This window comes from Actinoplanes sp. G11-F43 (assembly GCF_050589265.1).
In the GTDB taxonomy this organism is placed as follows: Bacteria; Actinomycetota; Actinomycetes; order Mycobacteriales; family Micromonosporaceae; genus Actinoplanes.
The window spans coordinates 98,251-124,009 of the sequence record NZ_JBNZCE010000014.1; the positions used below are offsets into that span (position 1 = coordinate 98,251).

25 protein-coding genes are annotated in these 25,759 nt (G+C 70.9%); 21 read left to right on the forward strand and 4 right to left on the reverse strand.

The window, feature by feature from the left end:
- The first annotated feature begins 15 nt into the window (after positions 1–15).
- From ACQ0O7_RS15730 to ACQ0O7_RS15770, 9 genes are all read left to right on the forward strand, one after another.
- Complete coding sequence (locus ACQ0O7_RS15730; RefSeq protein WP_430782797.1) at positions 16–1,020, forward strand: ABC transporter ATP-binding protein; 1,005 nt, start codon at positions 16–18, stop codon at positions 1,018–1,020.
- Entirely contained in the window at positions 1,017–1,655 is a 639-nt protein-coding gene (locus tag ACQ0O7_RS15735; protein WP_430782798.1) for an ABC transporter permease, read from the forward strand. Before ACQ0O7_RS15730 ends, ACQ0O7_RS15735 begins: the two co-directional genes overlap by 4 nt.
- Entirely contained in the window at positions 1,652–2,311 is a 660-nt protein-coding gene (locus ACQ0O7_RS15740; RefSeq protein ID WP_430782799.1) for an ABC transporter permease, read from the forward strand. The genes ACQ0O7_RS15735 and ACQ0O7_RS15740 overlap by 4 nt, the downstream gene beginning before the upstream one ends.
- Positions 2,308–3,225 (forward strand): ABC transporter substrate-binding protein, encoded by a 918-nt coding sequence (locus ACQ0O7_RS15745; protein WP_430782800.1) that lies wholly within the window; start codon positions 2,308–2,310, stop codon positions 3,223–3,225. The genes ACQ0O7_RS15740 and ACQ0O7_RS15745 overlap by 4 nt, the downstream gene beginning before the upstream one ends.
- A 166-nt stretch (positions 3,226–3,391) precedes the next feature.
- Positions 3,392–5,167 carry a carbohydrate-binding module family 20 domain-containing protein gene (locus tag ACQ0O7_RS15750; protein WP_430782801.1) on the forward strand — a complete coding sequence of 592 codons (1,776 nt, stop codon included), beginning with the start codon at positions 3,392–3,394 and terminating at the stop codon, positions 5,165–5,167.
- 173 nt (positions 5,168–5,340) lie between these two features.
- On the forward strand, positions 5,341–6,081 hold the full coding sequence (locus ACQ0O7_RS15755; RefSeq protein ID WP_430782802.1) for an NAD-dependent epimerase/dehydratase family protein: 741 nt from the start codon (positions 5,341–5,343) through the stop codon (positions 6,079–6,081).
- Between the two features lie 12 nt (positions 6,082–6,093).
- Entirely contained in the window at positions 6,094–6,981 is an 888-nt protein-coding gene (locus tag ACQ0O7_RS15760; protein WP_430782803.1) for a GNAT family N-acetyltransferase, read from the forward strand.
- 24 nt (positions 6,982–7,005) lie between these two features.
- Complete coding sequence (locus ACQ0O7_RS15765) at positions 7,006–7,509, forward strand: SigE family RNA polymerase sigma factor (protein WP_430782950.1); 504 nt, start codon at positions 7,006–7,008, stop codon at positions 7,507–7,509.
- A gap of 2 nt (positions 7,510–7,511) precedes the next feature.
- Positions 7,512–8,717 carry a hypothetical protein gene (locus ACQ0O7_RS15770; RefSeq protein WP_430782804.1) on the forward strand — a complete coding sequence of 402 codons (1,206 nt, stop codon included), beginning with the start codon at positions 7,512–7,514 and terminating at the stop codon, positions 8,715–8,717.
- 6 nt (positions 8,718–8,723) lie between these two features.
- Here ACQ0O7_RS15770 and ACQ0O7_RS15775 read toward each other — a convergent pair whose 3' ends face one another.
- A complete protein-coding gene (locus ACQ0O7_RS15775; protein ID WP_430782805.1) occupies positions 8,724–9,671 on the reverse strand; it encodes a 2-dehydropantoate 2-reductase in 948 nt (315 codons plus the stop codon).
- A gap of 171 nt (positions 9,672–9,842) precedes the next feature.
- Between ACQ0O7_RS15775 and ACQ0O7_RS15780 the strand changes: the two genes are divergently transcribed.
- The 9 genes from ACQ0O7_RS15780 (at position 9,843) to ACQ0O7_RS15820 (ending at position 17,992) form a co-directional block, all read left to right on the forward strand.
- Positions 9,843–10,361, forward strand: coding sequence for a hypothetical protein (locus ACQ0O7_RS15780; protein WP_430782806.1), 519 nt, complete (start codon positions 9,843–9,845; stop codon positions 10,359–10,361).
- 423 nt (positions 10,362–10,784) lie between these two features.
- Complete coding sequence (locus tag ACQ0O7_RS15785) at positions 10,785–11,393, forward strand: TetR/AcrR family transcriptional regulator (RefSeq protein ID WP_430782807.1); 609 nt, start codon at positions 10,785–10,787, stop codon at positions 11,391–11,393.
- 824 nt (positions 11,394–12,217) lie between these two features.
- Positions 12,218–13,828, forward strand: coding sequence for a ribosomal protection-like ABC-F family protein (abc-f, locus tag ACQ0O7_RS15790; RefSeq protein ID WP_430782808.1), 1,611 nt, complete (start codon positions 12,218–12,220; stop codon positions 13,826–13,828).
- Between the two features lie 233 nt (positions 13,829–14,061).
- Positions 14,062–14,229, forward strand: a complete 168-nt coding sequence (locus ACQ0O7_RS15795) for a hypothetical protein (RefSeq protein WP_430782809.1) — start codon at positions 14,062–14,064, stop codon at positions 14,227–14,229.
- A gap of 46 nt (positions 14,230–14,275) precedes the next feature.
- The gene (locus ACQ0O7_RS15800; RefSeq protein ID WP_430782810.1) at positions 14,276–15,103 is read left to right on the forward strand and encodes a MerR family transcriptional regulator; all 828 of its coding nucleotides are present in this window, start codon (positions 14,276–14,278) and stop codon (positions 15,101–15,103) included.
- 25 nt (positions 15,104–15,128) lie between these two features.
- Positions 15,129–15,431: a hypothetical protein gene (locus tag ACQ0O7_RS15805; RefSeq protein ID WP_430782811.1), complete on the forward strand. Its 303-nt coding sequence runs from the start codon at positions 15,129–15,131 to the stop codon at positions 15,429–15,431.
- Positions 15,432–15,551: 120 nt separating this feature from the next.
- Entirely contained in the window at positions 15,552–15,788 is a 237-nt protein-coding gene (locus ACQ0O7_RS15810) for a hypothetical protein (protein WP_430782812.1), read from the forward strand.
- A gap of 117 nt (positions 15,789–15,905) precedes the next feature.
- Positions 15,906–17,030, forward strand: coding sequence for an ROK family protein (locus tag ACQ0O7_RS15815; RefSeq protein ID WP_430782951.1), 1,125 nt, complete (start codon positions 15,906–15,908; stop codon positions 17,028–17,030).
- A gap of 173 nt (positions 17,031–17,203) precedes the next feature.
- Positions 17,204–17,992, forward strand: a complete 789-nt coding sequence (locus tag ACQ0O7_RS15820; RefSeq protein ID WP_430782813.1) for a PmoA family protein — start codon at positions 17,204–17,206, stop codon at positions 17,990–17,992.
- Between the two features lie 314 nt (positions 17,993–18,306).
- On the opposite strand, the gene ACQ0O7_RS15825 is transcribed toward ACQ0O7_RS15820, so the two are convergent.
- Positions 18,307–19,035, reverse strand: coding sequence for a hypothetical protein (locus ACQ0O7_RS15825; RefSeq protein ID WP_430782814.1), 729 nt, complete (start codon positions 19,033–19,035; stop codon positions 18,307–18,309).
- Between the two features lie 454 nt (positions 19,036–19,489).
- Here ACQ0O7_RS15825 and ACQ0O7_RS15830 point away from each other — a divergent pair, with 454 nt between their 5' ends.
- Both ACQ0O7_RS15830 and ACQ0O7_RS15835 read left to right on the forward strand, forming a co-directional pair.
- Positions 19,490–20,245: an SDR family oxidoreductase gene (locus ACQ0O7_RS15830; protein WP_430782815.1), complete on the forward strand. Its 756-nt coding sequence runs from the start codon at positions 19,490–19,492 to the stop codon at positions 20,243–20,245.
- A gap of 73 nt (positions 20,246–20,318) precedes the next feature.
- The gene (locus ACQ0O7_RS15835; protein ID WP_430782816.1) at positions 20,319–23,036 is read left to right on the forward strand and encodes a beta-galactosidase; all 2,718 of its coding nucleotides are present in this window, start codon (positions 20,319–20,321) and stop codon (positions 23,034–23,036) included.
- 18 nt (positions 23,037–23,054) lie between these two features.
- Here ACQ0O7_RS15835 and ACQ0O7_RS15840 read toward each other — a convergent pair whose 3' ends face one another.
- On the reverse strand, positions 23,055–23,576 hold the full coding sequence (locus ACQ0O7_RS15840) for a GNAT family N-acetyltransferase (protein ID WP_430782817.1): 522 nt from the start codon (positions 23,574–23,576) through the stop codon (positions 23,055–23,057).
- Positions 23,577–23,675: 99 nt separating this feature from the next.
- On the opposite strand from ACQ0O7_RS15840, the gene ACQ0O7_RS15845 reads away from it, so the two are divergent.
- A complete protein-coding gene (locus ACQ0O7_RS15845) occupies positions 23,676–24,635 on the forward strand; it encodes a lysostaphin resistance A-like protein (protein ID WP_430782818.1) in 960 nt (319 codons plus the stop codon).
- Between the two features lie 109 nt (positions 24,636–24,744).
- Here ACQ0O7_RS15845 and ACQ0O7_RS15850 read toward each other — a convergent pair whose 3' ends face one another.
- Positions 24,745–25,683: an alpha/beta fold hydrolase gene (locus ACQ0O7_RS15850; protein WP_430782819.1), complete on the reverse strand. Its 939-nt coding sequence runs from the start codon at positions 25,681–25,683 to the stop codon at positions 24,745–24,747.
- Between the last annotated feature and the right edge of the window lie 76 nt (positions 25,684–25,759).

A 25,759-nucleotide genomic window follows, 5' to 3' on the forward strand; every position in this document is an offset into this window, starting at 1 on the left:
TCAACCAGGAGTACCATGATCACATTCGAGGACGTCGTCAAGGTCTATCCCGGCGGCAGTACTGCGGTGGACCGTCTGAGCATGGAGTTGCCCACCGGGAAGATGACGGTTCTGGTCGGTCCCTCCGGCTGTGGGAAGACCACGTCCCTCCGGATGATCAACCGGATGATCGAGCCGACCTCGGGGCGCATCCTGATCGACGGTGAGGACGTCACCAGCAAGGACGAGGCGCTGCTGCGGCGCGGGATCGGCTACGTGATCCAGCATGCCGGCCTGTTCCCGCACCGGACCGTGCTGGACAACGTGGCCACCGTGCCGGTGCTGGTGGGGGAGACCCGGCGGGCGGCCCGGGTGAAGGCCCTGGCGCTGCTGGAGCGGGTGGGGCTGCCCGAGCAGTTCGCCAAGCGCTACCCGGCGCAGCTCTCCGGTGGGCAGCAGCAGCGGGTCGGGGTGGCCCGGGCGCTGGCCGCCGATCCGCCGATCATGCTGATGGACGAGCCGTTCAGTGCGGTCGACCCGGTCGTGCGACTGCAGCTGCACGACGAGTTCCTGCGGCTCCAGCAGGAGCTGGGCAAGACGATCGTGATGGTCACCCACGACATCGACGAGGCGCTGAAGCTGGGTGACCGGGTGGCGGTGCTGCGGGAGGGCGGTCATCTGGCGCAGTTCGGCACGCCCCGAGATCTGGTGACGAATCCGGCAGACGACTTCGTTTCCGGATTTGTCGGAAAAGATCGTGGTTTGCGGGGACTGTCCTTCGATGATGCCGCGGAACTGCCGGTCAAGCCGGTGGAGGGGCTCTCGCTGTCCGCGGAAGGCCACCCGCTCGGCTGGCCGTCGGACGGCGGGCTGCGGCCCACCAACGGCGTCTTCACCAAGGAGGACTCGCTGCGCACCGTCACCGACCTGGTGATCAGCTCCCCGGTCGGGATCGCGGTGCGGGTCGGCCCGGACGGCGCCGCCGACGGCCTGGTCAGCCATCACGACCTGGCCGATTATCTGGCGAGCCGCCGCCCATGATCGAGTACCTGAACAACAACTCCGCGATCGTCTGGGCGGCCTTGCAGGAGCACCTGTACCTCGCCCTGCTGCCGGTCCTGTTCGGGTTCGCGATCGCGCTGCCGCTCGGTTATCTGGCGGTCCGGTTCCCCCGGCTGTACCACCCGCTGATCAACACGTTCGGCATCCTCTACTCGATCCCGTCACTGGCCCTGTTCGTGTTCCTGCCGGTCGTCCTGGGCACCAAGGTGCTGTCCCCGATCAACATCGTGGTCGCGCTGACCGTCTACACGATCGCGCTGCTGGCCCGCACCGTCGCCGACGGCCTGCGGTCGGTCGACCCGGTGGTGGCGCAGGCCGCGACCGCGATGGGCTATCGCCGGACCCGCCGCCTGATCGAGGTGGAGCTGCCGATCGCGCTGCCGGTCATCCTGGCCGGGCTGCGGGTCGCCACCGTCTCCAACATCAGCCTGGTCAGCGTCGGCTCGCTGATCGGCATCGGCGGCCTCGGGCAGCTGTTCACCCGCGGGTTCCAGCTCTTCTACATGGAGCCGATCCTGATCGGGATCATCCTGTCGGTGCTGCTCGCCGGGATCGCCGACCTGATCATCGTGCTCGTGCAGCGGGCCGTCACCCCGTGGACGCGTGCCGCATGAACCTCTCCTACCTGTTCGACCCGGCCCACTGGGATCTGAGCGCCACCGGCAGCATCCCGCTGCTGGTCCTGGCCCACCTCGGCTACGTGGCGCTCGCCCTGCTGTTCGGCGCGGTGATCGCCCTGCCGGTCGGGATGTACATCGGGCACACCGGCAAGGGCTCGTTCATCGCCATCAACGCCGGCAACGCCGGACGCTCACTGCCCACCCTGGGCCTGCTGATGCTGATGGTCACCCTGCTCGGACTCGGGCTGCTGCCGGTGCTGATCGCGCTGACCGTGCTGGTCATCCCACCGATCCTGACATCGTCGTACGCCGGCATGCGGAACCTGGACCACCGCGTCGTCGACGCCGCCCGGGGGATGGGCATGCGCCCGTGGCAGGTGCTCACCCGGGTCGAGCTGCCGATGGCGCTGCCGGTGATGATGAGCGGCTTCCGCAACGCCGCGCTCCAGGTCGTCGCCACCGCCACGGTGGCCGCCGCGGTCGGTCTCAGTGGACTCGGCCGCCTGCTCATCGACGGCCTGGCCGTCAACGACTACTCCCGCGTACTGGCCGGCGCCATCGTCGTCGCCGTCCTGGCCGTGCTCGTCGATCTGTTCCTCGCACTGATCCAGCGCTGGATCGTGTCACCAGGCCTGAAAGGTCAGTCATGAAACGCATAACCGCCGCGCTCGCCGGTCTCGCCCTGTCACTGTCGCTCACCGCCTGCGGCGCCGACAGTGATCCGCTCGCCGAGGAGCCCGCGGCTCCCGGCGGCGGGGGCTCGATCACTGTCGGATCCGCGAACTTCCCGGAGAACCAGCTGCTCGCCGAGATCTACTCGCAGGCCCTGGAGGCCAAGGGTGTCACGGTGACCCGCAAGTTCAACATCGGCGCCCGGGAGATCTACCTCAAGGCGTTGCAGGACGGCTCGATCTCGCTGCTGCCCGAGTACAACGGCGCCCTGCTGGCCGCCCTCTCGCCGGGCGGTGTGCCGGAGAGCGTGAGCAGCTCCGAGGACGTGCTCGCCGAGCTGAAGAAGGTGCTGCCGGCCGGCACCGAGGTGCTGACCCAGTCGGCCGCGGAGGACAAGGACACCCTGTCGGTGACCGCGGAGACCGCCGCCAAGAACAACCTGAAGAGCATCGAGGACCTGAAGGCGGTCGCGCCCACGCTGGTGGTCGGCGCCGGTCCCGAGTTCGCCGAGCGCCACCAGGGTCTCAAGGGCCTGGAGGAGGTGTACGGGGTGAAGTTCAAGGAGTTCAAGGCCCTGGACGCCGGTGGCCCGCTGACCATCAACGCGCTCAAGGACGGTGACATCCAGGTGGCGAACATCTACTCCACCGACTCGTCGATCGTCACCAACAAGTTCGTGGTCCTGGAGGACCCGAAGAACCTGTACTCCTCGCAGAACGTGCTCCCGCTGATCCGCAGCGAGGCCAACAACGCGACCGTCACCGGTGCGCTGGACGCGGTGTCGGCCAAGCTGACCACCGAGAACCTGACCGCCTACCTGGCCCAGGTGCAGGTGGACAAGAAGGACATCGCCGTGGTGGCGAAGGCCTTCCTGTCGGAGAACGGTCTCTGACGTATCGCACCGGCAGCCGCCCCGTCCTCAGGACGGGGCGGCTGTTTTGTTTCCGGCTGATGTCTTGACGGGGCAAGTCGTCACTATCTATCTTTGCCGCAAAGATTTGCAGAAAGTTTCACGCCTGTTGCTGCAAGCGCTTTCATTCCCCCTCTCGGAGGTTGATGTGGACAGTCCCCGCAGGCGCAACCGCCTGACCCGCATCCTGGCCGCCACCACTCTCGCCCTCGGCATCGGCGGCTTCGGAGTCGCCCAGATCGCCACCGGCCCCGACGCGTACGCCGCCCCGCCCGGTGGTAAGGACGTCACGGCCGTCATGTTCGAGTGGTCGTTCGCCTCGATCGCCCGCGAGTGCACCACCACACTGGGCCCGCTCGGATACGGATACGTGCAGGTCTCCCCGCCGCAGGAGCACATCCAGGGCCCGCAGTGGTGGACCTCGTACCAGCCGGTGTCCTACAAGATCGCGAGCCGGCTGGGTGACCGGACCGCGTTCAAGAACATGATCGACACGTGTCACGGGGCCGGCGTCAAGGTCATCGCCGACACCGTCATCAACCACATGAGCGCCGGATCCGGCACGGGCACCGGCGGCACCTCGTACACCAAGTACAACTATCCCGGGCTGTACTCGAACGCCGACTTCCACAGCTGCCGCACCGCGATCAACGACTACACCAACCGCGGCAACGTCCAGGATTGTGAACTCGTCAATCTCTCCGACCTCAACACCGGAAGCGATTACGTACGGGGAAAGATCGCCGGATACATCGACGACCTCGCCTCCCTGGGGGTCGACGGGTTCCGCATCGACGCCGCCAAGCACATGTCCGCCGCCGACCTGGCCGGGATCAAGGCGAAGCTGTCCAACACCGGCGCCTACTGGAAGCAGGAGGTGATCTTCGGCGCCGGGGAGGCCGTCCAGCCGACCGAGTACACCGGAACCGGCGACGTGCAGGAGTTCCGCTTCGCCCGTGACCTCAAGCGGGTGTTCCTCAACGAGAACCTCGCCTACCTGTCCAACTTCGGCACCTCCTGGGGCTACCTGCCCAGCAACCAGGCGTCGGTGTTCGTCGACAACCACGACACCGAGCGCGGCGGGGACACCCTCAGCTACAAGAACGGGTCGGCGTACACCCTCGCTCAGGTCTTCACCCTGGCCTGGCCGTACGGCGCGCCGGACGTCAACTCCGGCTACGAGTTCAGCAACCACGACCAGGGCCCGCCCAACAACGGCGCGGTGAACGCCTGCTACACCGACGGCTGGAAGTGCCAGCACGCGTGGCGGCAGATCGGCAACATGGTCAAGTTCCGTAACGCGGTCTCCGGCACCGCCGTCACCAACTGGTGGAGCAACGGGGGCGACCAGATCGCGTTCGGCCGCGGCAGCAAGGGCTATGTGGCGATCAACCACGAGGGCAGCAGCCTGACCCGTACGTTCCAGACCTCCCTGCCGGCCGGGACGTACTGCGACGTCCAGCACGGTGACCCGACCGCCACCGGCGGCTGCACCGGCACCACCTACACGGTCAACGCGTCCGGCCAGTTCACCGCGACCATCGGGGCCGGGGACGCGATCGCCATCTACGCCGGCGCCAGTGGCACCACGCCGACCACGTCACCGACCCCGTCGCCGTCCACCCCGGCCGCGGCCGGCGCCGGGTTCAACGTCACCGCGACCACCACGTTCGGCCAGAACATCTTCGTGATCGGCAACCAGGCGGCCCTGGGCAACTGGGCGCCGGCCGGTGCGGTGGCACTGTCCTCGGCGTCCTACCCGGTGTGGAAGGGCACGGTGTCCCTGCCGGCCGGCACCGCCTTCGAGTACAAGTACCTCCGCAAGAACACCGACGGCAGCGTGACCTGGGAGTCCGGCGCCAACCGGACGGCCACCGTCCCGGCGAGCGGTTCGGTGACCCTGAACGACACCTGGCGCAACTGACCCACCACGCACGAACAGCGGCCCGGCCATGGGATGGCCGGGCCGCTGCCGTTTCCCGGGCCGGCCGGGCGCCTCGCGGCTGCTCGTCCTCCCCGGTGGGCCGGGGCGAGAACGGCCTGGCGAGGTGTGAGCGGCGGGAAAGAGGGCAGTCCCGGGACATGGCGGTGATTCTGATGACAGGCGCTGACGGCCGGATCGGGCGGATGCTGCGGACCCGGCTGAGCGGTCACGATCTGCGGCTCTCCGATCTGCGCGGCGGCGACGGCGTCGACCGGCTCGACGTCACCGACGGTGCGGCGGTCGAGCGGGCCGCCCGCGGTGCCGACGCGATCCTGCACCTGGGCGGGATCGCGGGTGAGGACTCGTTCGAGAGCCTTCTCACCGCCAACGTCCGGGGAACCGAGCAGGTGCTGGCCGCCGCGTACCGGGCGGGTGTCCCCCGGGTGATCCTGGCCTCCAGCAACCACGCCGCCGGGATGTACCGGAGGGAACCGGATCTGCCGGACGACGTGCCGGCCCGCCCGGACAGCTACTACGGCTGGAGCAAGGCGGCGATGGAGGCACTCGGCCGGCTCCACCACGACCGCCACGGCACGCATGTCGTGTGCCTGCGGATCGGCAGGTGCGCCGACCGCCCGGCCACCGTCCGCGACCTGTCCGTCTGGCTGTCCCCGGACGACATGGCCCGGCTGGTCGAGGCGTCGCTGACGGCCACCGGCCACCGGCTGGTCTGGGGGGTGTCCGCCAACACCCGGCGCTGGTGGTCGGATGCGGGCGGCCGGGCGATCGGGTTCCACCCGGCCGACGACGCGGAGAAGTGGGCCGCCGAGGTCACCGACGACGGTTCCGAGGAGCGGGTGGGCGGCGACATGACCGGGCCGGAAAATCCGTTGCCGGGCGACGGCCGCACCTGATGGGATGAGACCTTGACAGCCCTGACCATCCGTCCCGCCGTCATGCCCGGCGACCTGGACGCCTTCAACTCCTTCCCGTATGTCCTGAACACCCAGATCCTCGACGACCTGGCCGCCGGCCGCCGCCGCCCCGAGTGGCTCTGGCTGGCCCAGCGCGGCGACCGGGTGACCGCCCGGGCCGGCTGGTGGTCGCGCCCCGGCGACGAGCATCCGATGGTGATGGACGTGTTCGACGTCGATCCCGATCACCTCGACGACGGCCGCCGGCTGATCGAGGCGGCCCGGCCGGCACCGGCCCCGGAGTACTCCCGGTTCCTCCCACCGGATTGGCGGCGTTCCGAGTCCGACACCTGGATGACCGTGCTGGAGCAGTGCGGGGCGAAACTGTTCGTCGAGCGCCTGCGCCTGACCTGGGAGCCGGGCACCCCGGTCGCGGAGCCGTCCGGCCGGCTCACCTTCCGCCCACCCCACGACGCCGGCGAGCTGATCGGCCTGATGGCGGAGGTGCTGGAGGGCACGCTGGACGCGTACAGCCGCCAGGATCTGACCCGGATGAGCCCACGGGCGGCCGCCGAGGAGCAGTACCGTTCGGAGCTGGAGCGTTATGCCAGCCCACGGGACTGGTGGCGGGTCGCGGTGCTGCCGGACGGTGAGGCGGCCGGTTTCGTCATCCCGGCACACAACGGCTACCACCCGATCATCGCCTACCTCGCGGTGGTTCCGGCCCATCGTGGCCGCGGACACATCGACGACATCCTGGCCGAGGGCGTCCGGGTGCTGGCAGGCCCGGACGTGCCGCGCATCCGGGCGTCCACCGACGTCGGCAACACGCCGATGGCGGCGGCGTTCGCCCGGGGCGGGTTCCGCGTCTTCGAACGCCAGGTCGACATGTCCTGGTGACCGCCCAACCATTTCGGGGTGTCCATGCGTTCAGAGAGCGTGGACAGTGACTTCGCCGCCTTCGTGCAGGCCCGCCAGCACCGGCTGCTGCGTTCGGCGTTCCTGGTCTGCGGCGATCACCACCTGGCCGAGGACCTGCTGCAGGGTGCCCTGGTCAAGCTCGCGCTGCGCTGGGAGCGGGTGCGCGAGGGCGATCCCGAGGCGTTCCTGCGGACGGTGATGTACCGCGACGCGGTCTCCTGGTGGCGACGGTTCCACCGGGAGACCCCGCGGGGCAGTCCGCCGGAGACCGAGGCGGCGGGCCGAGAGGACGTGCCGAGCCGGCTGGTCTTCGCGGACGCCCTGCGCCGGCTGCCACCACGGCAGCGGGCGGTGCTGGTGTTGCGCTACTTCGACGACCTGACCGAGGCGCGTACCGCGGAGATCCTCGGTGTCACGGTCGGGACGGTGAAGAGCCAGGCCAGTGCCGGTCTGCGCAAGCTGCGGGAGCTGATGCCGGAGATCGGCGAGATGGCGGAGAGGGGCTGACGATGACGACCGACCGGCTCACCGAGCTGATGGAGGAGACGGCCGCGAGCGTCGCACCGCCGTCCCTGGCCGAGGCGTCCTGGATCAGGGCCGCGGCGGTCCGGCGGAGACGTCGCGTGGCGGCGGTGCTCACCACGGTGGTCGCCGTGGTGGCGGTGACGGTGCCGTTCAGCATCGGTGGCGGTGGCGAGCGCCATGTCATCCCGGTGCCCCCGGCCGAGTCGGTGGCGCCCGGCGTCGACGGGATGCCGCGATCGCTCGTCCCACGGGCGATCGCGCCGCTGCCGCAGAGCTGGCGGATCCCCGCGGACGCGCCGGTGCTGTCCGGGCATCCGGTGAGCCGGGCCGTCATGGTCGCCCAGGAGCACGACTGGGAGGCCGAGGGCAACCCGATGCTGCCCCTGCACGTGCTCGACGTCACCGGTCAGTGGGTGCGGGTCGACATCGGGGACCTCACCCGTACCCACGATGTGGGGGGAAACGAGGCGGACCCGCTGCGCGCCGCCTCCCTCTCACCGGACGGGCGCCGCGTCGCCCTGCCACAGCCGGAGGCCGTCGTGGTGATCGATCTGACCACCGCGAAGGCCCACCGGATCGCCGTGCCCGGCCTGAACGAGCAGGTGATGTGGTGGGGCGACGACGTGGTCCTGGTCGAGGGCGGCGGCGCCGGGCTGACCAGGGTGAACTGGGCGACCGGCGCCACCAGCCGCGAGCCGGCCTCGATCTCCGCCTGGCGCAGCACCGGCAGCCGGGTCGCGGCCGGCCCGATTCCGGAGCTGCTCGGCGACGAGGGCCGGCTGACCCTGCGGACGTGGGAGCTGGGCACCCCGGGACCGCTGGTGGAGATGCCCGTCGACGGTGTCGTGCCCCCGGAGTTCCGCGTCACCGGGTGGTACGGCGCGGGCATCCCCAACGGTGACGGCCTGACCGTCTCGGCGGCGTGGGGGGACAGCTCGTCGATGATGAGCGGTGCCGAGATGGTGGTCGTCGTCGACACCGCGACCGGTTCGGTCCGGCGGCTGCTCGACATGGGGGTGATCGGCCGGCGGGTCAAGATGTGCTGCACCCCGCTGTACTGGATCGACCAGCAGACCGTGCTGGTCCAGACCGATCTGGAGGGGTTGATCAGCTGGAACGTCCGGACCGGCGAGATCCACCTGGTCACCGCCGGGCCGATCCCCGCCAGGCTCTCGGTGAACCTGGCGTAGGACCGGTCACTGGTGATTGACCCCGTGCATCAGAGCGAGGATCGCCCGGTTCAGCGGCACCGGCACACCGTGCTGTTCACCGAGGCGCACCACCGCCCCGGTGATCAGCTCGTGCTCGGTGGCCCGGCCGGCCAGCCGGTCGTACAACATCGAGGTCCCGTCGTCGCCGGCGAACCCGTCGTAGATCTCCAGCGTGTGTTCGACGTCGGCCTCGGTGAGCGCCGCGCCGGCCGCCCGGCCGACCGCGATCGCCTCGCCCAGCAGCGCGCGGGTCAGGTCCCGGACCGCCGGGTCGTGCTGGATCACCGACATCCGCTTCATGGTGAGCGAGGTCACCGGGTTGGCGCCGACGTTGGTGAGCAGCTTGCGCCACGCGGCGGTGGGGAAGTCGGCGACCCGTTCGACGGACAGCCAGGAGTCGTTGAACAGGGCGGCGAAGCCGTCCTTGGCCCCGGAGGCGGCGACCGTCTCGGTGAAGGCCGCCCGCGCCGTCTCCCTCGACGGCGACCCGCCCGGCACCGTGATCCGGGCGCCCATCCGGTGCAGCACGTGCCCCGGGCCCAGCGACTCGGCCGCCACGTAGACCAGCGCGGGCAGCACCCGGGTCCCACGTGGCACCAGCGGCTCGACGCGCTCGGCGTGATCCACACCGTTCTGCAGCACCACGACCGTGGTGTTCGGCCCGGTCAGCGGCCCGAACCAGGCGGCCGCACCCGCCGCGTCCTGCGCCTTGGTGGCCAGCAGCACCCAGTCGGCCTCGGTCGCCTCGGAGGGGTCGGTCAGCACCGGCACGTCGATCTCCCGGACGCTGCCGGCACGCTCGACGACCAGCCTGTCCAGCCGGCGCCGCGCACACACCACGACGTCGTGCCCCGCATCGACCGCAGCCGCCGCGACCACCGTACCGACCGAGCCGGCTCCGATCACCGCGACGCGGGCTCGTCTTGTGGACATGAACCTGCCTCCCGAGGTAACTGAGAATGATTTCTCAGTTCCCAGTCTGCGGGAGTTCGTTTTCCGGCCCGTTACGGCACGGGGAAAGTTCCCGGTGATCTCGGCCCCCGTCCGGCGGGACCGGCGGGAGCGGTATCGTCGTCGGCGGTACTCATGCGCGGTGGAGGATTGATGGACACCTACGGGATGGATCCCGTCGGGGCGGCCCCGGCAGTGGCACGTCTCCTGCTGGAGCTTCGTGGCCGGGCCAACGTCGACGTCAAGCCGGTCGGCCGCAGCCTCCAGGTCCGCCCTAAGGGCGGCAAACGGCTCGCGGTCAACATCCATCCCGGCGGTGTCGACGTCGCGGTGGACCCGGCGAGCGCGGCGGCGTTCCTGGAGACGGTCGAGGGCTCCTACCTCAAGGATCCGGACGACCCCGCCGGCCTGGTGTCCCTCGACGCCGACTGGATCGACATCAACTACGACGCGCTGCTCGACGCCGCGGTCAAGGCCGTCGAGGTGCAGGCCGCACCCCGGGCCGCCGCCGCTCCCCGGGCCCGCGCCACCAGCACCGGGCAGGCGGCCCCCCGCAAGGCCGCCGCGCCGGCGAAGGCGAAGCCCGCGGCCCGCCCCGAACCCAAGATCTGCCCTTCCTGCCGGCAGTACGAGTTGCTGGCCAGCGGCGAGTGCCCGTCGGGTTACTGCTAGTTCAACCCCTTTGTGGGTACGGTCGTGAAAAGCCCCGCTTCGTCCCCGCGAGAAACCGCGTTGTCACGACCGTGACGCGACCACCGGGCGAATGCGCCGGTCACCGCCCATCGCGTGCCGTCTTCCGGCGCGTTCCAGACCACAACTCGGCACGCCAGCGCCGTTCCCGATCCGCGTGCCAAGTTGTGGCGCGGTTCAGACCGCATGTCGGCACGGTGGTGTGGGTTGTGGTGCGCGTGCCGAGTTGTGGCGTGGTTTGGACCGCATGTCGGCACGGTGGTGTTGGTTGTGGTGCGCGTGCCGAGTTGTGGCGTGGTTTGGGCCGGAAGTCGGCACGGTGGTGTTGGTTGTGGTGCGCGTGGTGAGTTGTGGCGTGGATTGGACCGGAAGTCGGCACGGTGGCGTGGGCTCTAGCATGGCGGCATGCCGGCGGCGGAGACACGGGATCAGGGACGGCCGCGACGTGGGGACGCGCGGCTGCGGCGGGCGGCACTGCTGGCCGCGGTGGGTGAGCTGCTCGCCGAGCGGGGCCCCGGATTCGCCCTGGCCGACGCGGCCGAATTGGCCGGCATCTCGACGGCCACCGCCTACCGGAACTTCTCCGACACCGCGAGCGCCGTCGACGCCTTCCTGAACGGGATGATCGGCGACCTCGTCGACGCGTTCGACGATCTGCCCCCAGGACCGGATCCGATCGCGGACATCCGCGCGGTCTGCCGCGAGTGGGTGAACCGGGCCTCCCGTTGGGGCGCCGCCGCCGTCCATGTCCGATCACCGCGTGGTGTGCTGGCCCGTCGTTCGGACTCGTTCGTCAGCGGCCTCTACGAACGGCTGGACCGGCGGGTGGAGGCGGCGATCGCCGCTGGGGCGGTGCCGGAGCAGGATGTCCGGTTCGCGGTGCTGATGTGGGTGACGATCTTCGACGAGCGGGTGGTGGTCGACTTGTCCGGGACTCTCGGCTGGTCCGTGGAGGAGGCCGCCGACCAGTTGACCGGCTCACTGCTGAGAGTTCTGGGTTGCCCGGCGAACTAGACATGTCCATCAGGCGCGCGTGTTCGATTCCGTCCGACCTGGAATGATTTATCAGTGCAAAAAGCCTTTTGTGCCGCGCTTGCATCAGTCCCTCGCCGGGGCGAGTTCAATCCCTCGCCGGGGGACTATTCGGGCGCGAACCTGGAGGGTCGGCCGTCCAAAGAGTCTTGTTTCTTCCCGTCTGATCGTTGCGGTCAATCCTTCGTGCGGGCTATCCGCCCATCTGAAATCTTGGTGGATTTACCACCCGAAACGGTGGTAAATCCACCAAGATCGGCCAGGGTGGAGCTGGAAGGCGGACATTCGCGCGGGGAATTGACCGCGGAGGGGCCGGCGGCCCAGAAGAAGACTCGAAACGGTGGTGGATCCGCCAAGATCGGCCAGCCGGGGGCGGAGGTGTGGACACCCGCGGCGGGGATTTGACTGAGAATGGGCCGGGCGGCCGAGAGCGGGACTCGAAACGGTGGTCAATCCGCCGAGATCGAGGCTGCGGGTGTCCGCGTGAGACCGGTGGCTGGGGAGAGACCCGGTCTGACGGTCGGCGGCGGGACTGCCGGTGAGAAATCCGTTCGGCGGTGGACTGCCGGTGATAAAACGGTTCGGCCGTCTGCGGGGTGTGGGCTATCGTTGGCGCGCAGTGATCCTCAGATCGGAGAGAGACATGGCAGGGGACGACGACATCGCAGGGTGAAGACCCCGCCCCGGCCGTCCACGTGACGGCTGTCTTTGTCGTGCCCTGAAACGTGTCCGTCTGTTGTCGTCTCCGATGAGCCGCCGGCTGTGCCGGCGTGAGCCCGGAGACCGATTCGCTCCCTGGGGTCTTCATGTCTTTCTCCGTTTCCGAGCTCTCCTTCTCCTGGCCGGATGACACCCCGGTCTTCGACCGGCTGTCGTTCACCGTGCCCGAGGGGCGCACCGGGCTGGTCGCCGTCAACGGCGCCGGTAAGTCGACGCTGCTGAAACTCGTGGCCGGGGTGCTGACGCCGGCCGGGGGCACGATCACCGTGCGGGGTGTCCCGGGTTATCTGCCGCAGCATCTGCCGTTCGCCGGTGACCGGACGGTCGCCGAAGTCCTCGGGGTCGACCGGGTGATCGCGGCCCTGCACGCCATCGAGGCCGGTGATCCGGCCGAGGAACATTTCGCCACCGTCGGCAACGACTGGGACATCGAGGAGCGCACCCGCGCCGAACTGGACCGGCTGGGCCTGGCCGAGGTGACCCTCGACCGGCGGCTCGGCACCCTCAGCGGCGGCCAGGTCATCTCCCTCGGACTGGCTGCCGAGCTGCTGAAACGGCCGGATGTGCTGCTGCTCGACGAGCCCACCAACAACCTCGACCGGGATGCCCGGGAGCGGCTGACCGGCGTGGTCCGTTCGTGGCCGGGCACGCTGCTGATCGTCAGTCACGACCGCGAGCTGCTCGACGAGATGGACCGGATCGCCGAGCTGGATCACGGTGAGATCACCTGGTTCGGTGGGAACTTCTCGGCCTACGAGGAGTCGGTGGAGGCGGACCGGGAGACTCTGGACCGTCAGGTCCGCAGCGCCGAACAGGACCTGAAACGGCAGAAGCGGGAGGCCCAGCAGGCCCGCGAGCGGGCCGCCCGGCGCGCCTCGACCGCCTCCCGCAACCTGGCCAGCGCCGGCCTGTCCCGGATCCACGCCGGCAACCTGAAACGGGGCGCCGAGGTGTCCGCGGCCCGGTCCGCCGACGTGCACGGTGACCGGGTCGGGCAGGCGCAGGCCCGCTACGACCAGGCCAGCCGGGCCGCCCGGCAGGACGACCGGATCGTGATCGAGCTGCCGGGCACCCATGTCCCGCAGGGCCGGACCGTCTTCCACGGGGAGGGGCTGACCGCGGGTTACGGCGGCCGGGTGATCCTGGACGGTGTCGACTTGAGCATCCGCGGGCCGGAGCGGATCGCGCTGACCGGGCCGAACGGGGCGGGCAAGTCGACGCTGCTGCGGCTGCTCAGCGGCGATCAGGCGCCGGACTCCGGGGTGGCGACCAGGGCGGTGGGCCGGACCGCGTATCTGTCCCAGCGCCTCGATCTGCTCGACCCGGCCCGGAGTGTGGCGGACAATCTGGCGTCGTTCGCCCCGGCGCTGCCGGATGCCGAGCGGATGAATCTGCTGGCCCGGTTCCTGTTCCGGGGCCAGCGGGCGCATCTGCCGGTGTCGGTGCTGTCCGGTGGCGAGCGGCTGCGGGCCACTCTGGCGTGTGTCCTGTTCGCTGAGCCGGCTCCGCAGCTGCTGCTGCTGGACGAGCCGACGAACAATCTGGACCTGGTCAGTGCCGGGCAGCTGGAGAGCGCGCTGACCGCGTACCAGGGTGCGTTCGTGGTGGTCAGCCACGACGAACGGTTCCTGGCCGAGATCGGGGTGGGCCGGCGGCTGCGGCTGGCCGACGGGAGGATCACGCCGTCGGGCGGGTGACCCGGTTTTTCACCCGCCGGTGTCGGCGGCCTTTTTGTAGCGTTGGCGCTGCGTGGGACCCGGGCGGCCGAACCACTGCCCCCGACCGTCCGGGTTCCGCGTTCCGCGTTCGTGACGGATGGTTCTCGGTTTCCGGCGGCGCGGGACCACCGGGGCCGTCTGCTCGCGGTCACCGGGAGCGACCTGTCGCCGGACTTCCCGGCGTACCACGCGATCCCCGCGGGCCGTGCCGCGTGCCGGCCTGGGAGCTGACCGGCGGCGCCGACGCGGCGCCCATCCGGTCCTGGTCCGCCTGGCGGGAGATCACGCCGGTGCCGGATTCCCCGCTGGTACGCCACCACACGGTGTCGTCGGGCGGCCTGGACGGGGTGACCGCGGAGGTGTCACCGAGAATGACTTGACTCTCCTGTCAGGGGAGACCCGAACCTCGTTGGTGAAGGAGGAACCGTGGACGACCTGATCCCGATCGGGCGCTTCTCCCGGATGAGCCGGCTGTCGGTCAAGGCCCTGCGCTTCTATGACGAGCAGGGACTGCTGGCGCCGGCCCGGGTGGACCCGGACTCGGGCTACCGCTACTACCGGCGGGGCCAGGCCGGCCGGGCCGAGGCGATCCGGGCACTGCGCCTGATCGACATGCCGGTCGCGGAGATTCGTGACCTGCTGGCCGGCGACGATCCGGAGCTGACCGGGAAGCGGCTGTCCGCGCACCGGGAACGGTTGCGGGAGCGGTTGGCCGAGCAGGAGCGGATGCTGCGGTTCCTCGAACGTCTCATCGATCGAGGAGGAAACATCATGCCGTACGAGGTGACGGTCAAGGAGATCGCCGACAGTCCGGTGGCCGCGCTGCGACTGCACGCCGGCCGGGGGACCATCGGTGGCGTCGTCGAGCAGGCGTTCGGCACCATCGCCGGCGCGCTCGGCCAGGCCCGGATCGCCCCGGTGGGCGCGCCGTTCGTCGTCTACCACGACATCATCGACGAGGGGGCCGAGGGTGAGGTGGAGGTCTGCTTCCCGGTGCCGTCCGGGACGGTGCTGCCGGCCGGCCCGGTGCAGTACCGGGAGCTGCCCGGCGGGACGGTGGCGTCGACCGTGCACCGGGGTCCGTACCAGGAGATCGGTCCGGCGTATCACGTGGTCACCGGCTGGATCGAGGAGCACGGGATCGGCACGCACGGGGCTCCGCGGGAGGTCTACCTGAACGATCCGCGGGCCGTCGCCGGTCCCGAGGAACTGATCACCGAGGTACAGTTCCCCATCGATAAGGCACCGGTGTAAGCGGGGGTCCATGGAACGGCGCAGCGTGACCATCTGGAGTGCGAACAAGCTGTTCGTGGACGTCGTCCACGAGCCGGACGGCACGCTGCGCATCCAGGGCCAGGACCTTGATCCGGGCAACATGTTCGAAGGCGAGTACGAGTACGCCATGACCGTCCGCCCGGCCGACGTGCCCCGGATCGTCGCCGCGCTGGGCGGCGATCCGGGCGCCGACGTGCTCGATCTGATGACGGCGAACGCCCAGGCGATCATCACGCTGGGCGAGAGCCGCTTCCTGAAGAGCATCGGCGTCGAGTACGAGTTCTGGAGTCACGTCAGCGACTCCTGACCGGCCGTGTGGCTGGTTCGGCGGGCCTGAACGGCCGATGTCCGGCGGATTCGCCCACCCCCGCGTGGTCGCCCGTGATCCCCTGTGCGGGATGAGGTCGATCGCGGAAGGAGTGGTGGGATGAACAGGAAGGTGCGGCTGCTGGTGACCGGCGCCGTTCTGGTCGCGGGGGCGACGTTCCTGGCCGGCCCGGCCCGGGCGGACTGTTGCCTACGTCCCCCGCACAAGTCCCTTTCGGCGTTGCAGTTCGGGCCGGCCGGGAGCCGGCTCGCCCCGGTGGCGCCCGAACCGGACGAGGAGGTCGTCGCCGACTTCCTCAGCGGACCGTGGTTCCCCTCGCCGGTCGGCGTCGAGTAGGAGCCTGTGAGAGGGTGGAGATCCCCCGTCCGCTCCACCCGCAAGGAACCACCGATCGTGAGCAGGCACCGCAAGAGCCTGGGCACCCTGCTGCGCCACGTGCACACCAGCGGCCCGATGACCAGGGCGGCGCTCGCCGAGCGGATGGGAGTCAACCGCAGCACCATTCTCGCCCTGACCACCGAACTGGCCGCGGCCGGGCTGGTCAGCGAGGAGAGCCCGGCCGTTCCGGAGGGGGCCGGCCGGCCCTCGTTCGTGGTGCGGCCGGAGACCCGGCGGGTGTTCGTGCTCGCCTTCGACGTGGCGGTGGACCGGCTGGTCGCGGCCCGGGTCGGGCTCGGCGGCGCGGTGCTGGACCGGCGCGAGACCACCCGCCCGCGGACCGGTGCCGACCTGGACACCGTGGTCGGCGGGCTGGCCGCGCTGGGCCGGGAACTCTACGACGCGGCCCCACCCGGCACCGTCTGCGCCGGGATCGGGGCGTCCTACTGCGGGATGATCCGGCCCGGTGACGGCATGGTGCGGTACGGGCCGGAGATGGGCTGGGTGGATCAGGCCTTCGGCACCGAGCTGGAGGCCGCCCTCGGCATCGGCCTGCCGGTCGCGGTCGGCAACGAAGCGCACCTGGCGGCGTTCGCCGAGTTCCAGCGGGGTGCCGGGATCGGCTCACCGGACCTGATCTACCTGCACGGCGACGTCGGGGTGGGCGGCGGCATCCTGGTCGGCGGGCAACTGCTCGGCGGCGAGAGCGGGTACGGGTGCGAGGTCGGCCACATGCTGGTCAACCCGTACGGCGGCCGGGAGTGTCTGTGTGGTTCCAGCGGCTGCCTGGAGGCCGAGACCGGGGAGTACGCCCTGCTGGAGGCGGCCGGCCGGGCCGGTGAGTTCGGCCGGGACGCGGTCCGGGCCGTGGTCCGCGACGCCACCGCGGGGGACCGGGCCGCGGCCGGCGCCGTCGCCCGGACCGGGGACTGGCTGGGCATCGGCGTCGCCAACCTGATCAACCTGTTCAACCCGGGCGTGGTGGTCTTCGGCGGCACCCTGCGTGAGTTGTACGCGGCGGCCGCGCCACAGGTCAACGCCCGGATCAAGCAGCACGGTATGCCGGTGTCCCGGGAGCGGGCCCGGCTGCTGCCGGCCGGCCTCGGCGACGACGCCACGCTGATCGGTGCCGCCGAGCGGGGTTTCGGCGCGTTGATGGCCGACCCGATCGGCCGGTCCGCCCTCTCACCGGTCGGTTGACCGGTTCTCCATCGTGCCGGCACGACTGTGCCGGGGTCCCGGGCGGGGCAGGCCGAGGTCAGGTTCGAGCCGGCGGAGCACACCGTTCTTGCCTCCGCCCGGCCCGGCGGCTAGTTTGCCGGAGGGAAAGCGCTTACCCGCAGGCCGCAGGCTGCGCAGAGAGAGGGTTGAGGATGACCGAACTGATCGTCGACGGGACCCCCGTCGCCACCTACGTGGCCACCCCCGACGTCGACATCCGCCTGGCGCCACGGCCCTACCTGCACCCGGTCCGGACCCTCGGCGGTGTGGTCGTCACCGACGAGTACCCGGAGGATCATCCCTGGCACCTGGGCGTCTCGGTGACGATGCAGGACGTCGACGGGATCAACGTGTGGGGCGGGCGCACCTACGTGCGTGACGAGGGCTACATCTGGCGCGACGACCACGGCCGGGTGCTGTCCGACGGGCGGGAGCCGGCCGACGGCGGTTTCACCGAGACCCTGCGCTGGTGTGACGGCGCCGACCGGACCATCCTGCGGGAGCGGCGGTCGGTCACCGCCCGGTCCGCCGTGCGCGGCTGGGAGCTGCACTTCCGGTACGAGCTGGCCGCCCCCGCCCAGGCCGAGGTGACGGTCGGCAGCCCGGCCACCAACGGCCGCACCGGCGGGGCGGGTTACGGCGGCTTCTTCTGGCGGGCCACGGCCGGTGCGGCGGAGGCGTTCGTCCCGTCCGGCGGGGAGGCGCACGGTGCCACCGACGAGTGGCTGGCGATGACCGTCGGTGGGGCGTACACGCTGGTGTTCCGGGGTCTGGCCGGCGAGGACAGATGGTTCGCCCGGACCGGCGACTACAACGGCGTCTGTGTCGCCCACGCCTGGGAGGACACCCTGACGATCAAACCCGGCGCGCCGCTGACCAGGGAGATCAGTGTCCTGGTCGCCGACGGCGCACTCAGCCGGGCGGAGATCGCCGCGCTCTGACCGGTGTTCCGCCTGCGCGAGATCAACGGGGGCGCAGGCGGAACACCGGGCAGGTTCGGCGGCGGTGCCGTTGCTCGGTGCGGGCCCGGCCACCCCGTCCGTGGAAGGAATCCCTCCCGGCGGAACCCGCCGCTATATCAGCGTGGTCCGCCCGCGCCGCGGGACCGCATGAACCGCCCCGACCATCGGTACGGCTACCTGCCGCCCGCCGGGGACATCGGCCCGGCCACCGTGCACGTGCCGGATGGGGAGCCGGACGGACCGCGGCCCGGATGGTCCTGGAGCGCGACGCCGGTGGCGCCGAGCACGTCATGCTAGGCACGCACATCGTCGTGCGGGACCCGGTGCGCCCGCCGGCGTGCCCGCACCGACCTGCGGATCGCCGGGATCCACGGGCCCAGCCCGATCACCAGCAGCACGGTCAGCAGGGGCAGCCGCCACCAGCCGGACAGCGCCGGCTCCGGGCCGTCAGCGATGGCCGGGATGGCCGATTTCGACCAGGCCAGGAAGGCGTCCCCGATCGGGACCAGGCCGAACGCGTACCGCTTGGTGTCCAGGGTGCCGACCGGCAGCCCGGCGAACTCACCGAAACCCGCCAGCGCCCCGGCCAGGCTCGCGTCGCCGTTGGCCTGGGCGGCGCCGAGCGCGACGACGGTGGTGGACAGGCTGATGCCGAGGATCAGCGGCCCGGAGTCGACGTCGCCGGGGCCGTCGGCGCCGTGCGGGTACTCCCGGATCGCCGGGCCGAGCGCCAGCGGCCGGTCCAGGAACCGGTCACGGAACGTGCGGTACTGCTCGCGGGCGAACCCGCTGTCGATCTCCGGCAGGAACCGCTGGATGATCGCCTGCGAGGTGCCGCGGGGCCGTCCACCAGCGCGCCGGTCAGCGCGTCCACGTAGTGCGGGAGCAGGCCGGTCGCCGGGTCGAGCAGGCCCCGGGAACGCTGCACCCAGCGTTCCACGGTCGGCGCGAACCGGGTCCCGCCGGTGACCGTGTCGGCCAGCCGCAGCGAGGCGATCGCCACCGCCGAGTCGCACGGCCACGCCTGGCCGGGGTAGGCGGTCAGGAACGGGGTGGGTGCCGCGTCGAACGCCGCGGCCAGCGCCGCCGAGTCGTCGATCAGCCGGGCCCGCTGCGCCGGGTCGTCACGTAAGGTGAGCAGGCCGCCGCGCAGCCGGTTGGTCCATCCGGTGTAGAAGACGCCGTACGCCGGGATCGCGTTCGCGTCGAACGGTGCCCGTCCGGCCGCCGATTCGAGCCGGGCCAGCGCCCAGGCGGCCTGGTCTTCCCTCGCGAACTCCTCGGCCACCTCGGGGAGTCCGGGCAGGTGCGGCACGGCCGGGGCGGTGCCGGTGGAGCGGATCGGCGGGGTCGCGCCGTTCTCCGGCTGGCGCGGGCCGGTGGTGGTGACGACACCGGATCCACCTGGACCCTCCGGCCCGCATCGCATGACTCCCGCCGGTTCCTATAGTGGGATGCCGAGCGGAGGAGGGCACCATGGTGGACGGTGGCGCGCGGCCGGTGGCACTGGTCACCGGGGTGGGACGGACCGTGGGGATCGGGGCCGGCATCGCGGCCCGGCTGGACGCGGCCGGCTGGGACGTGGCGATCACCTACTGGAGCGGCTACGACGAGCGGATGACGTGGGGTGTGCAGGCGGGCGCGCCGGATGAGATCGTGGCGTCGTTGCGCGGCCGCGGGATGGCGATCGAGGCCGACCTCACCGACACCGGGACGCCCGCGGTGGTGTTCGACGAGGTGGAGCGACGGCTCGGCCCGGTGACCGCGCTGATCATGAGCCACTGCGAGTCGGTGAACTCGGGGCTGCTGGACACCACCGTGGAGAGTTTCGACAGGCACTTCGCGGTGAACACCAGGGCGTCCTGGCTGCTGATCCGGGAGCACGGCCGGCGGTTCCGGGGCGCCCACGGCACCGGGCGGATCATCGCGCTGACCAGCGATCACACCGTGGGGAACATGCCGTACGGGGCGAGCAAGGGCGCGCTCGACCGGATCACCATCGCCGCCGCCCGCGAGCTGGCCCACCTCGGGATCACCTCGAACGTGATCAATCCCGGACCGGTGGACACCGGCTGGATGAACGACGAGATCCGCGACTCGGCCCTGGCGGCGACACCCCTGAACCGGCTCGGCACGCCCCGGGACGTCGCGAACCTGGTCGAGTTCCTCTGCTCACCGCAGGGGCAGTGGATCAACGGACAGTTGCTGCTGAGCAACGGCGGGTTCGCCTGACGAATCGCTTGCCCGGTCTCCGGGGCCGTGCCTAGGGTGAGTTAATACGTTTCACTGCCCGGGGTGTGATGAGGTGCGGAGCAATATGTACACCGAGATCCAGGTCGACGGTCCGCACGGAGCGATCCCGGTGCGGGTCTTCGAGCCGGACGGCATCCCCGGCGCGGTGCTGGTCTGGGCACACGGTGGCGGGTTCCGGCACGGCGCGCTCGGCATGCCCGAATCCGATCATGTCGGTGCCGAGCTGGCCCGGCGCGCCGGCGCGATCGTCGTCTCGGTCGGCTACCGCCTCGCCGTCGACGGGGTGCGCTACCCGGTGCCGGTCGACGACGTGCACGCCGTCTGGCAGTGGGTGACCGGGCGCGACGATCTGCCGGACCGCCGCGCGATCGGCGGCGCCAGCGCGGGAGCGGCCCTCGCCCTGGGCGCCGCGCTGCGCGCCCGTGACTCCGGCCGTCGCCCGGATCTGATCCTGCTCGCCTACCCGTTCGTGCACTTCCCGGTGCCGGCCGGCGGGCTGGAGCGCGACCCCGAGGGCATCGAGGACATGGTCCGCAACTATGTCGGGCGGATCAGCGATCTGCCGCCCGAGGCGCTGCCCGGTGCGGCCCGCCTCGACGGCCTGCCGCCGGTGCACATCCTGCTGTCCGAGCACGACGGCCTGCGCCCCTCCGGCGAGTTGCTGGCCCGGCAGCTGCGGGAGGTGGGCGTCGAGGTCGACACCCTGGTGGCCCGCGGTTCGACACACGGCCACCTCAACCGTCCGCTCGGCGAGCCCGAGCCGGTGGACGTGTCGCTGGGGTTCTTCGCGAGCGCGTTACGCGTACCGCGAGAGGCTCCCCGATGGTTGAAACGGGACGGCGAACCGCGGATCGAGTTCGGCGCCGACTACAACCCCGAGCAGTGGCCGCGCGAGATCTGGGCCGAGGATGTGCGGGCCATGCGCGAGGCCGGTGTCACCGTCGTGTCGCTCGGGATCTTCGCGTGGGCGCGCCTGGAGCCGGCCGAGGGCCGCTACGACTTCGCGTGGCTCGACGAGGTGATCGGCCTGCTGCACGACAGCGGAATCGCTGTCGACCTGGCCACCCCGACCGCGTCGCCGCCGCCGTGGCTGACCACGAAGCATCCGGAGATCCTGCCGGTCGACCGGGACGGCCGCACGGTCTGGCCGGGCGCACGCCAGCACTGGCGGCCCACGTCGCCGGTCTTCCGCGATCACGCGCTGCGACTGGTCCGTAAGCTCGCCCGGCGGTATGCGAACCATCCCGCGCTCACCGCCTGGCACGTCAACAACGAGCTGGGCTGCCACAACGTCCACGACTACTCCGACGACGCGGCGCGCGCCTTCCGGATCTGGCTGCGCCGCAAATACACGAACCTGGACAACCTGAACAGCGCCTGGGGTACGGCGTTCTGGTCCCAGAATTACGGAGAGTGGGAGCAGATCCTGCCGCCCCGCCACGCCAACGGACCGGTCAACCCGACCCAGCAGCTGGACTTCCGCCGGTTCTCGTCGGACGCGCTGAAGGACCACTACCTGGCCGAGCGGCGGATCCTGCGCGAGATCACCCCGGACATCCCGGTCACCACGAACTTCATGGTGGCCGGTGACATCAACGACATGAACTACGCCGACTGGGCGGCCGAGGTCGACTTCGTCGCCAACGACCACTATGTACGCCCCGGCCCGCAGAGCCGCGACGAGCTGTCGTTCTCGGCCAACCTGTCCGGCAACCTGATCACCGGCCGGCCCTGGTTCCTGATGGAGCACTCCACCGGCGCGGTCAACTGGCAGCCGGTCAACCTGCCGAAACTCCCCGGTGAACTGGAACGCGACTCGCTCACCCACGTCGCCCACGGTGCCGACGGCGTGTGCTTCTTCCAGTGGCGGCAGTCACGGGCCGGCGCCGAGAAATACCACTCGGCGATGTTGCCGCACGCCGGGACGGGCAGCGCGATCTTCCGGTCGGTCACCGCACTCGGCGCGCGGTTGCGATCACTGTCGGACGTGGCCGGTATCGCCCGTACGCCCGCCGACGTGGCCGTGCTGATCGACTACGAGTCGTGGTGGGCCGCCGAGCTCGACTCACACCCCACCGACCGGCTGCGCTACCGGCAGGAGGCCCTCGACTGGTACACCGCTCTGCTCGACCGGGGCATCCGCGCCGACGTCGTCCCGGCCGGCGCCGACCTGAGCGGTTACCGGCTGCTGGTGGCGCCGATCCTGCACGTGGTGCCGGCGACACTCCGGCAGCGCCTGACCGAGTACGTGTCGGCCGGCGGTCACCTGGTGACCACCTACTTCTCCGGCATCGTCGACGAGAACGATCACGCCTGGCTCGGCGGCTACCCGGGTGCGCTGCGTGACCTGCTCGGCATCCGGGTCGAGGAGTTCGCACCACTGCTCGACGGGGACTCGGCCCCGCTGACCAACGGCACGTCGGGCACCCTGTGGTCGGAAAGCGTCGAGGTCGTGGACGGGTCGGTCAAGGTGCTGGCCGGATACCGCGACGGCGGGGCGGCCGTCACCCGGCGTGAGGTGGGGGAGGGGTCGGCGGCCTACGTCTCCACCCGGCTGGGCCCCGGCGGCCTAGCGGTGATCCTCGACGATCTGCTCGGCCCGGCCGGCGTCGCCAGCGAGTTGCCGCCGGAGCTGCGGGGCCCGGTCGAACTCGCGATCCGCGGCACCACCCGCTTCCTGATCAACCGGACCGCCGGCCCGGTCGACCTGTCCCCGCTGGCGGGCGCGCCGCCCACCCTGCCACCCCGTGGCGTGGTGATCCTGCGGTGACGCCGTCTCCCGGCGGGCTCAGGTCGCGGCCCGCTCCTGGATGATCTCGGTGGTGCCGTCCTCGAGCACCCGCCGGGACGCCTCGGTGTAGCCGGCCTTCTCGGCGACCCGGCCGGACGCGGTGTTGCGCGGGTCGTGCCGGATCGTCGCCCGCGTGATGCCGGGAAGCGTGAACACGACACGGGTCAGCGCCTCCACCGCCGTGGTCATGTGGCCCCGGCCGGCGAACGGCGACCGCAGCCAGTAACCGATCTCCAGCATGTCCGGGCCGCCCCGGGTGTGCAGGCCGATGCCACCGATCAGTTCGCCGATCGAGGTGAAGATCGCGTATTGGTAATCGGTGTCCTTCGCCCATCGGTGATCGGCGTCGGCGAGGTAGGCGCGGGCGTTGGCCAGTTCGTAGTCGTCGGTCGCCCACGGCAGGAACGGCGTCAACTCGGGCAGTGACTCCCGGACCGCAGCCAGGAGCTCGCCGGCCCACTCCGGCTCCCAGCGCTTCAGGACCAGGGTGCCGGCATTGATCATCTCGGGTGGTTCCATGCCAGCATTCTGCACGTCTATATCGCTGGGTAGGGATGAATATCCGGCCGGGGCCAGATCCGTCCGTGGCCGGCGTTGACGAGACTTCAGTACATGTTGATGACAGCGCCTCCGGGAACCCCGTACCACCGATTGGCCCGGACCCCCGCCCACCGCTGGTGGCGGACCCTCCTCGGCACGCTCTTCGCCCTCCTCGGTGGCATCGCCGTGGTGCTGCTCGTCTACGTCGCCTACGTCGTCGCCGCCGAGCTGAGCGGGCGGCCGGACGGCCCGGACGGGATGGCCGGTTTCGGTCCGCTCGCCGAACTCGCCGTCGGGTTCCTGTCGATCGCCGCGCTGCTGCCGATGATCCTGCTGGCCGCCCGGTTGATCCAGAGCCGCCCGGCGGGCACCCTCTCCTCGGTCGAGGGCCGGATCCGCTGGCGATGGCTGATGATCTGCGTGCCGGTCGCGGCGATCGCGATCATTCTCTTCCTGATCGGGGGTACGGCTCTCGGGGCGCTGACCGGGCAGGACGCCGGCCTCGACGACCCGCTGGCCGGGTGGGGGCCGTTCCTGACGTCCACGGCGGTGTTGTTCCTGGTGGTGCCGTTGCAGGCGGCGGCGGAGGAGTACCTGTGCCGGGGCTGGCTGCTGCAGGCGCTCGGCGCGTGGTTCCGCAGTCCGTGGGTGCCGATCGTGGCGCAGGCGCTGGTGTTCGCCGCACTGCACGGATGGGGTACGCCGTTCGGCTTCGCCGATCTGCTGGTCTTCGGCGTGGTCACCGGCTGGGTGACGGTGCTCACCGGCGGTCTGGAGGCGGCGATCGCCCTGCACGTCATGAACAACCTGATCAGCAGCGTCGTGGCGGGCGCTTTCGGGCAACTCGAGATGGACGAGACCGCAGCGGACATGCCGTGGCAGCTGGCCGCGGCCGACCTGCCGATCCTGCTCGGATTCGCCGCGGTGATCGTGTGGCTGGCGCGCCGTCGCCGACTGGCCACGGTCAGCCCGGACAGCGGCCCCGAGATCGGCACCGGCCTCCCGGTGACCGCTGTTCATCCCGGCGCCGCGGTCTGAAGTGGAACGACCGGAGCCGGAGTCCCCTGGCCCGACCCGCGGGAAGAAGGCCGGCGTCGACAGCCCCGCCACGATCCTCCGCGGTCACCGGATCCGTCTCCGGCCGGCGTCACCGAAGACCGTCGAAGAAGGCGCACAGGTCGGTGACCAGCAGCTCCGGCACCTCCAGCGCCGGAAAGTGCCCGCCCCGGCCGTGTTCGGCCCAGTACCGGATGTCCGGATAGCGGCGGGCCGCCCACCGGCGCGACGGCCGGGGCACCTCGTGCCGGAAGATCGAGGCGCCGGTGGGCACGTCGACCGGATCGACGCCGGCGCCGTCGATCCATGTGGAGACCACGTCGATGCTCTCGGCGTACAGACGTGCCGACGACGCGGCGGTGCCGGTCAGCCAGTACAACGTGACCTGATCCAGGATCTGGTCCCGGCTCAGGCCGTCACCCCACGAGATCAACTTCTCGGCCATCCACGCGCATAGACCAACCGGGGAGTCCATCAGCGCGTACCCGACGGTCTGCGGCGCCGTCCGGTGCATCTCCGAGTAACCCGACGAGTTCCGCCCCCGCTCGGCCAGCTCCTCCCGCTCCCGCCGTTCCGCGCCGGTGCGGTCGTCATCGTCGCCGGGCCCGGCCAGCGGCGGAATCAGGTGGATGCCGGCCACCCGATCCGGATGCCGGGCGGCCAGGCAGCTCGACACGCTCGTACCCCAGTCGCTGCCGGCCGCCCCGAACCGCCGGTATCCCAGCGCGCCCATCACCGCCGCCCAGGTGTCCGCGATCCGTTCCACACCCCACCCGGGTGTCCGTGGCTTGTCGCTGAACCCGTACCCCGGCAGCGACGGGATCACCACGTGGAACCCGGCCGCGGTCAACGGCCCGGCCAGCCCGGCGAGTTCCAGCACCGACCCGGGCCAGCCGTGCGTGAGCACCAGCGGAAAGGCGTCGTCCACCGGCGACGCCTCCGGCCACCGGGCACCGGCCAGCCGCTCCCGCAGCAGCGTCAGCGACGACTCCGGAACATCCACCCGATAGGGCGTCACGATGATCGCCATACGGCCTACCCTAGGCTGACCGGATGCGGATCGACGCGGTGCTCGACGGGCCGGCCGCGAACCCCGCCCCGCCGCC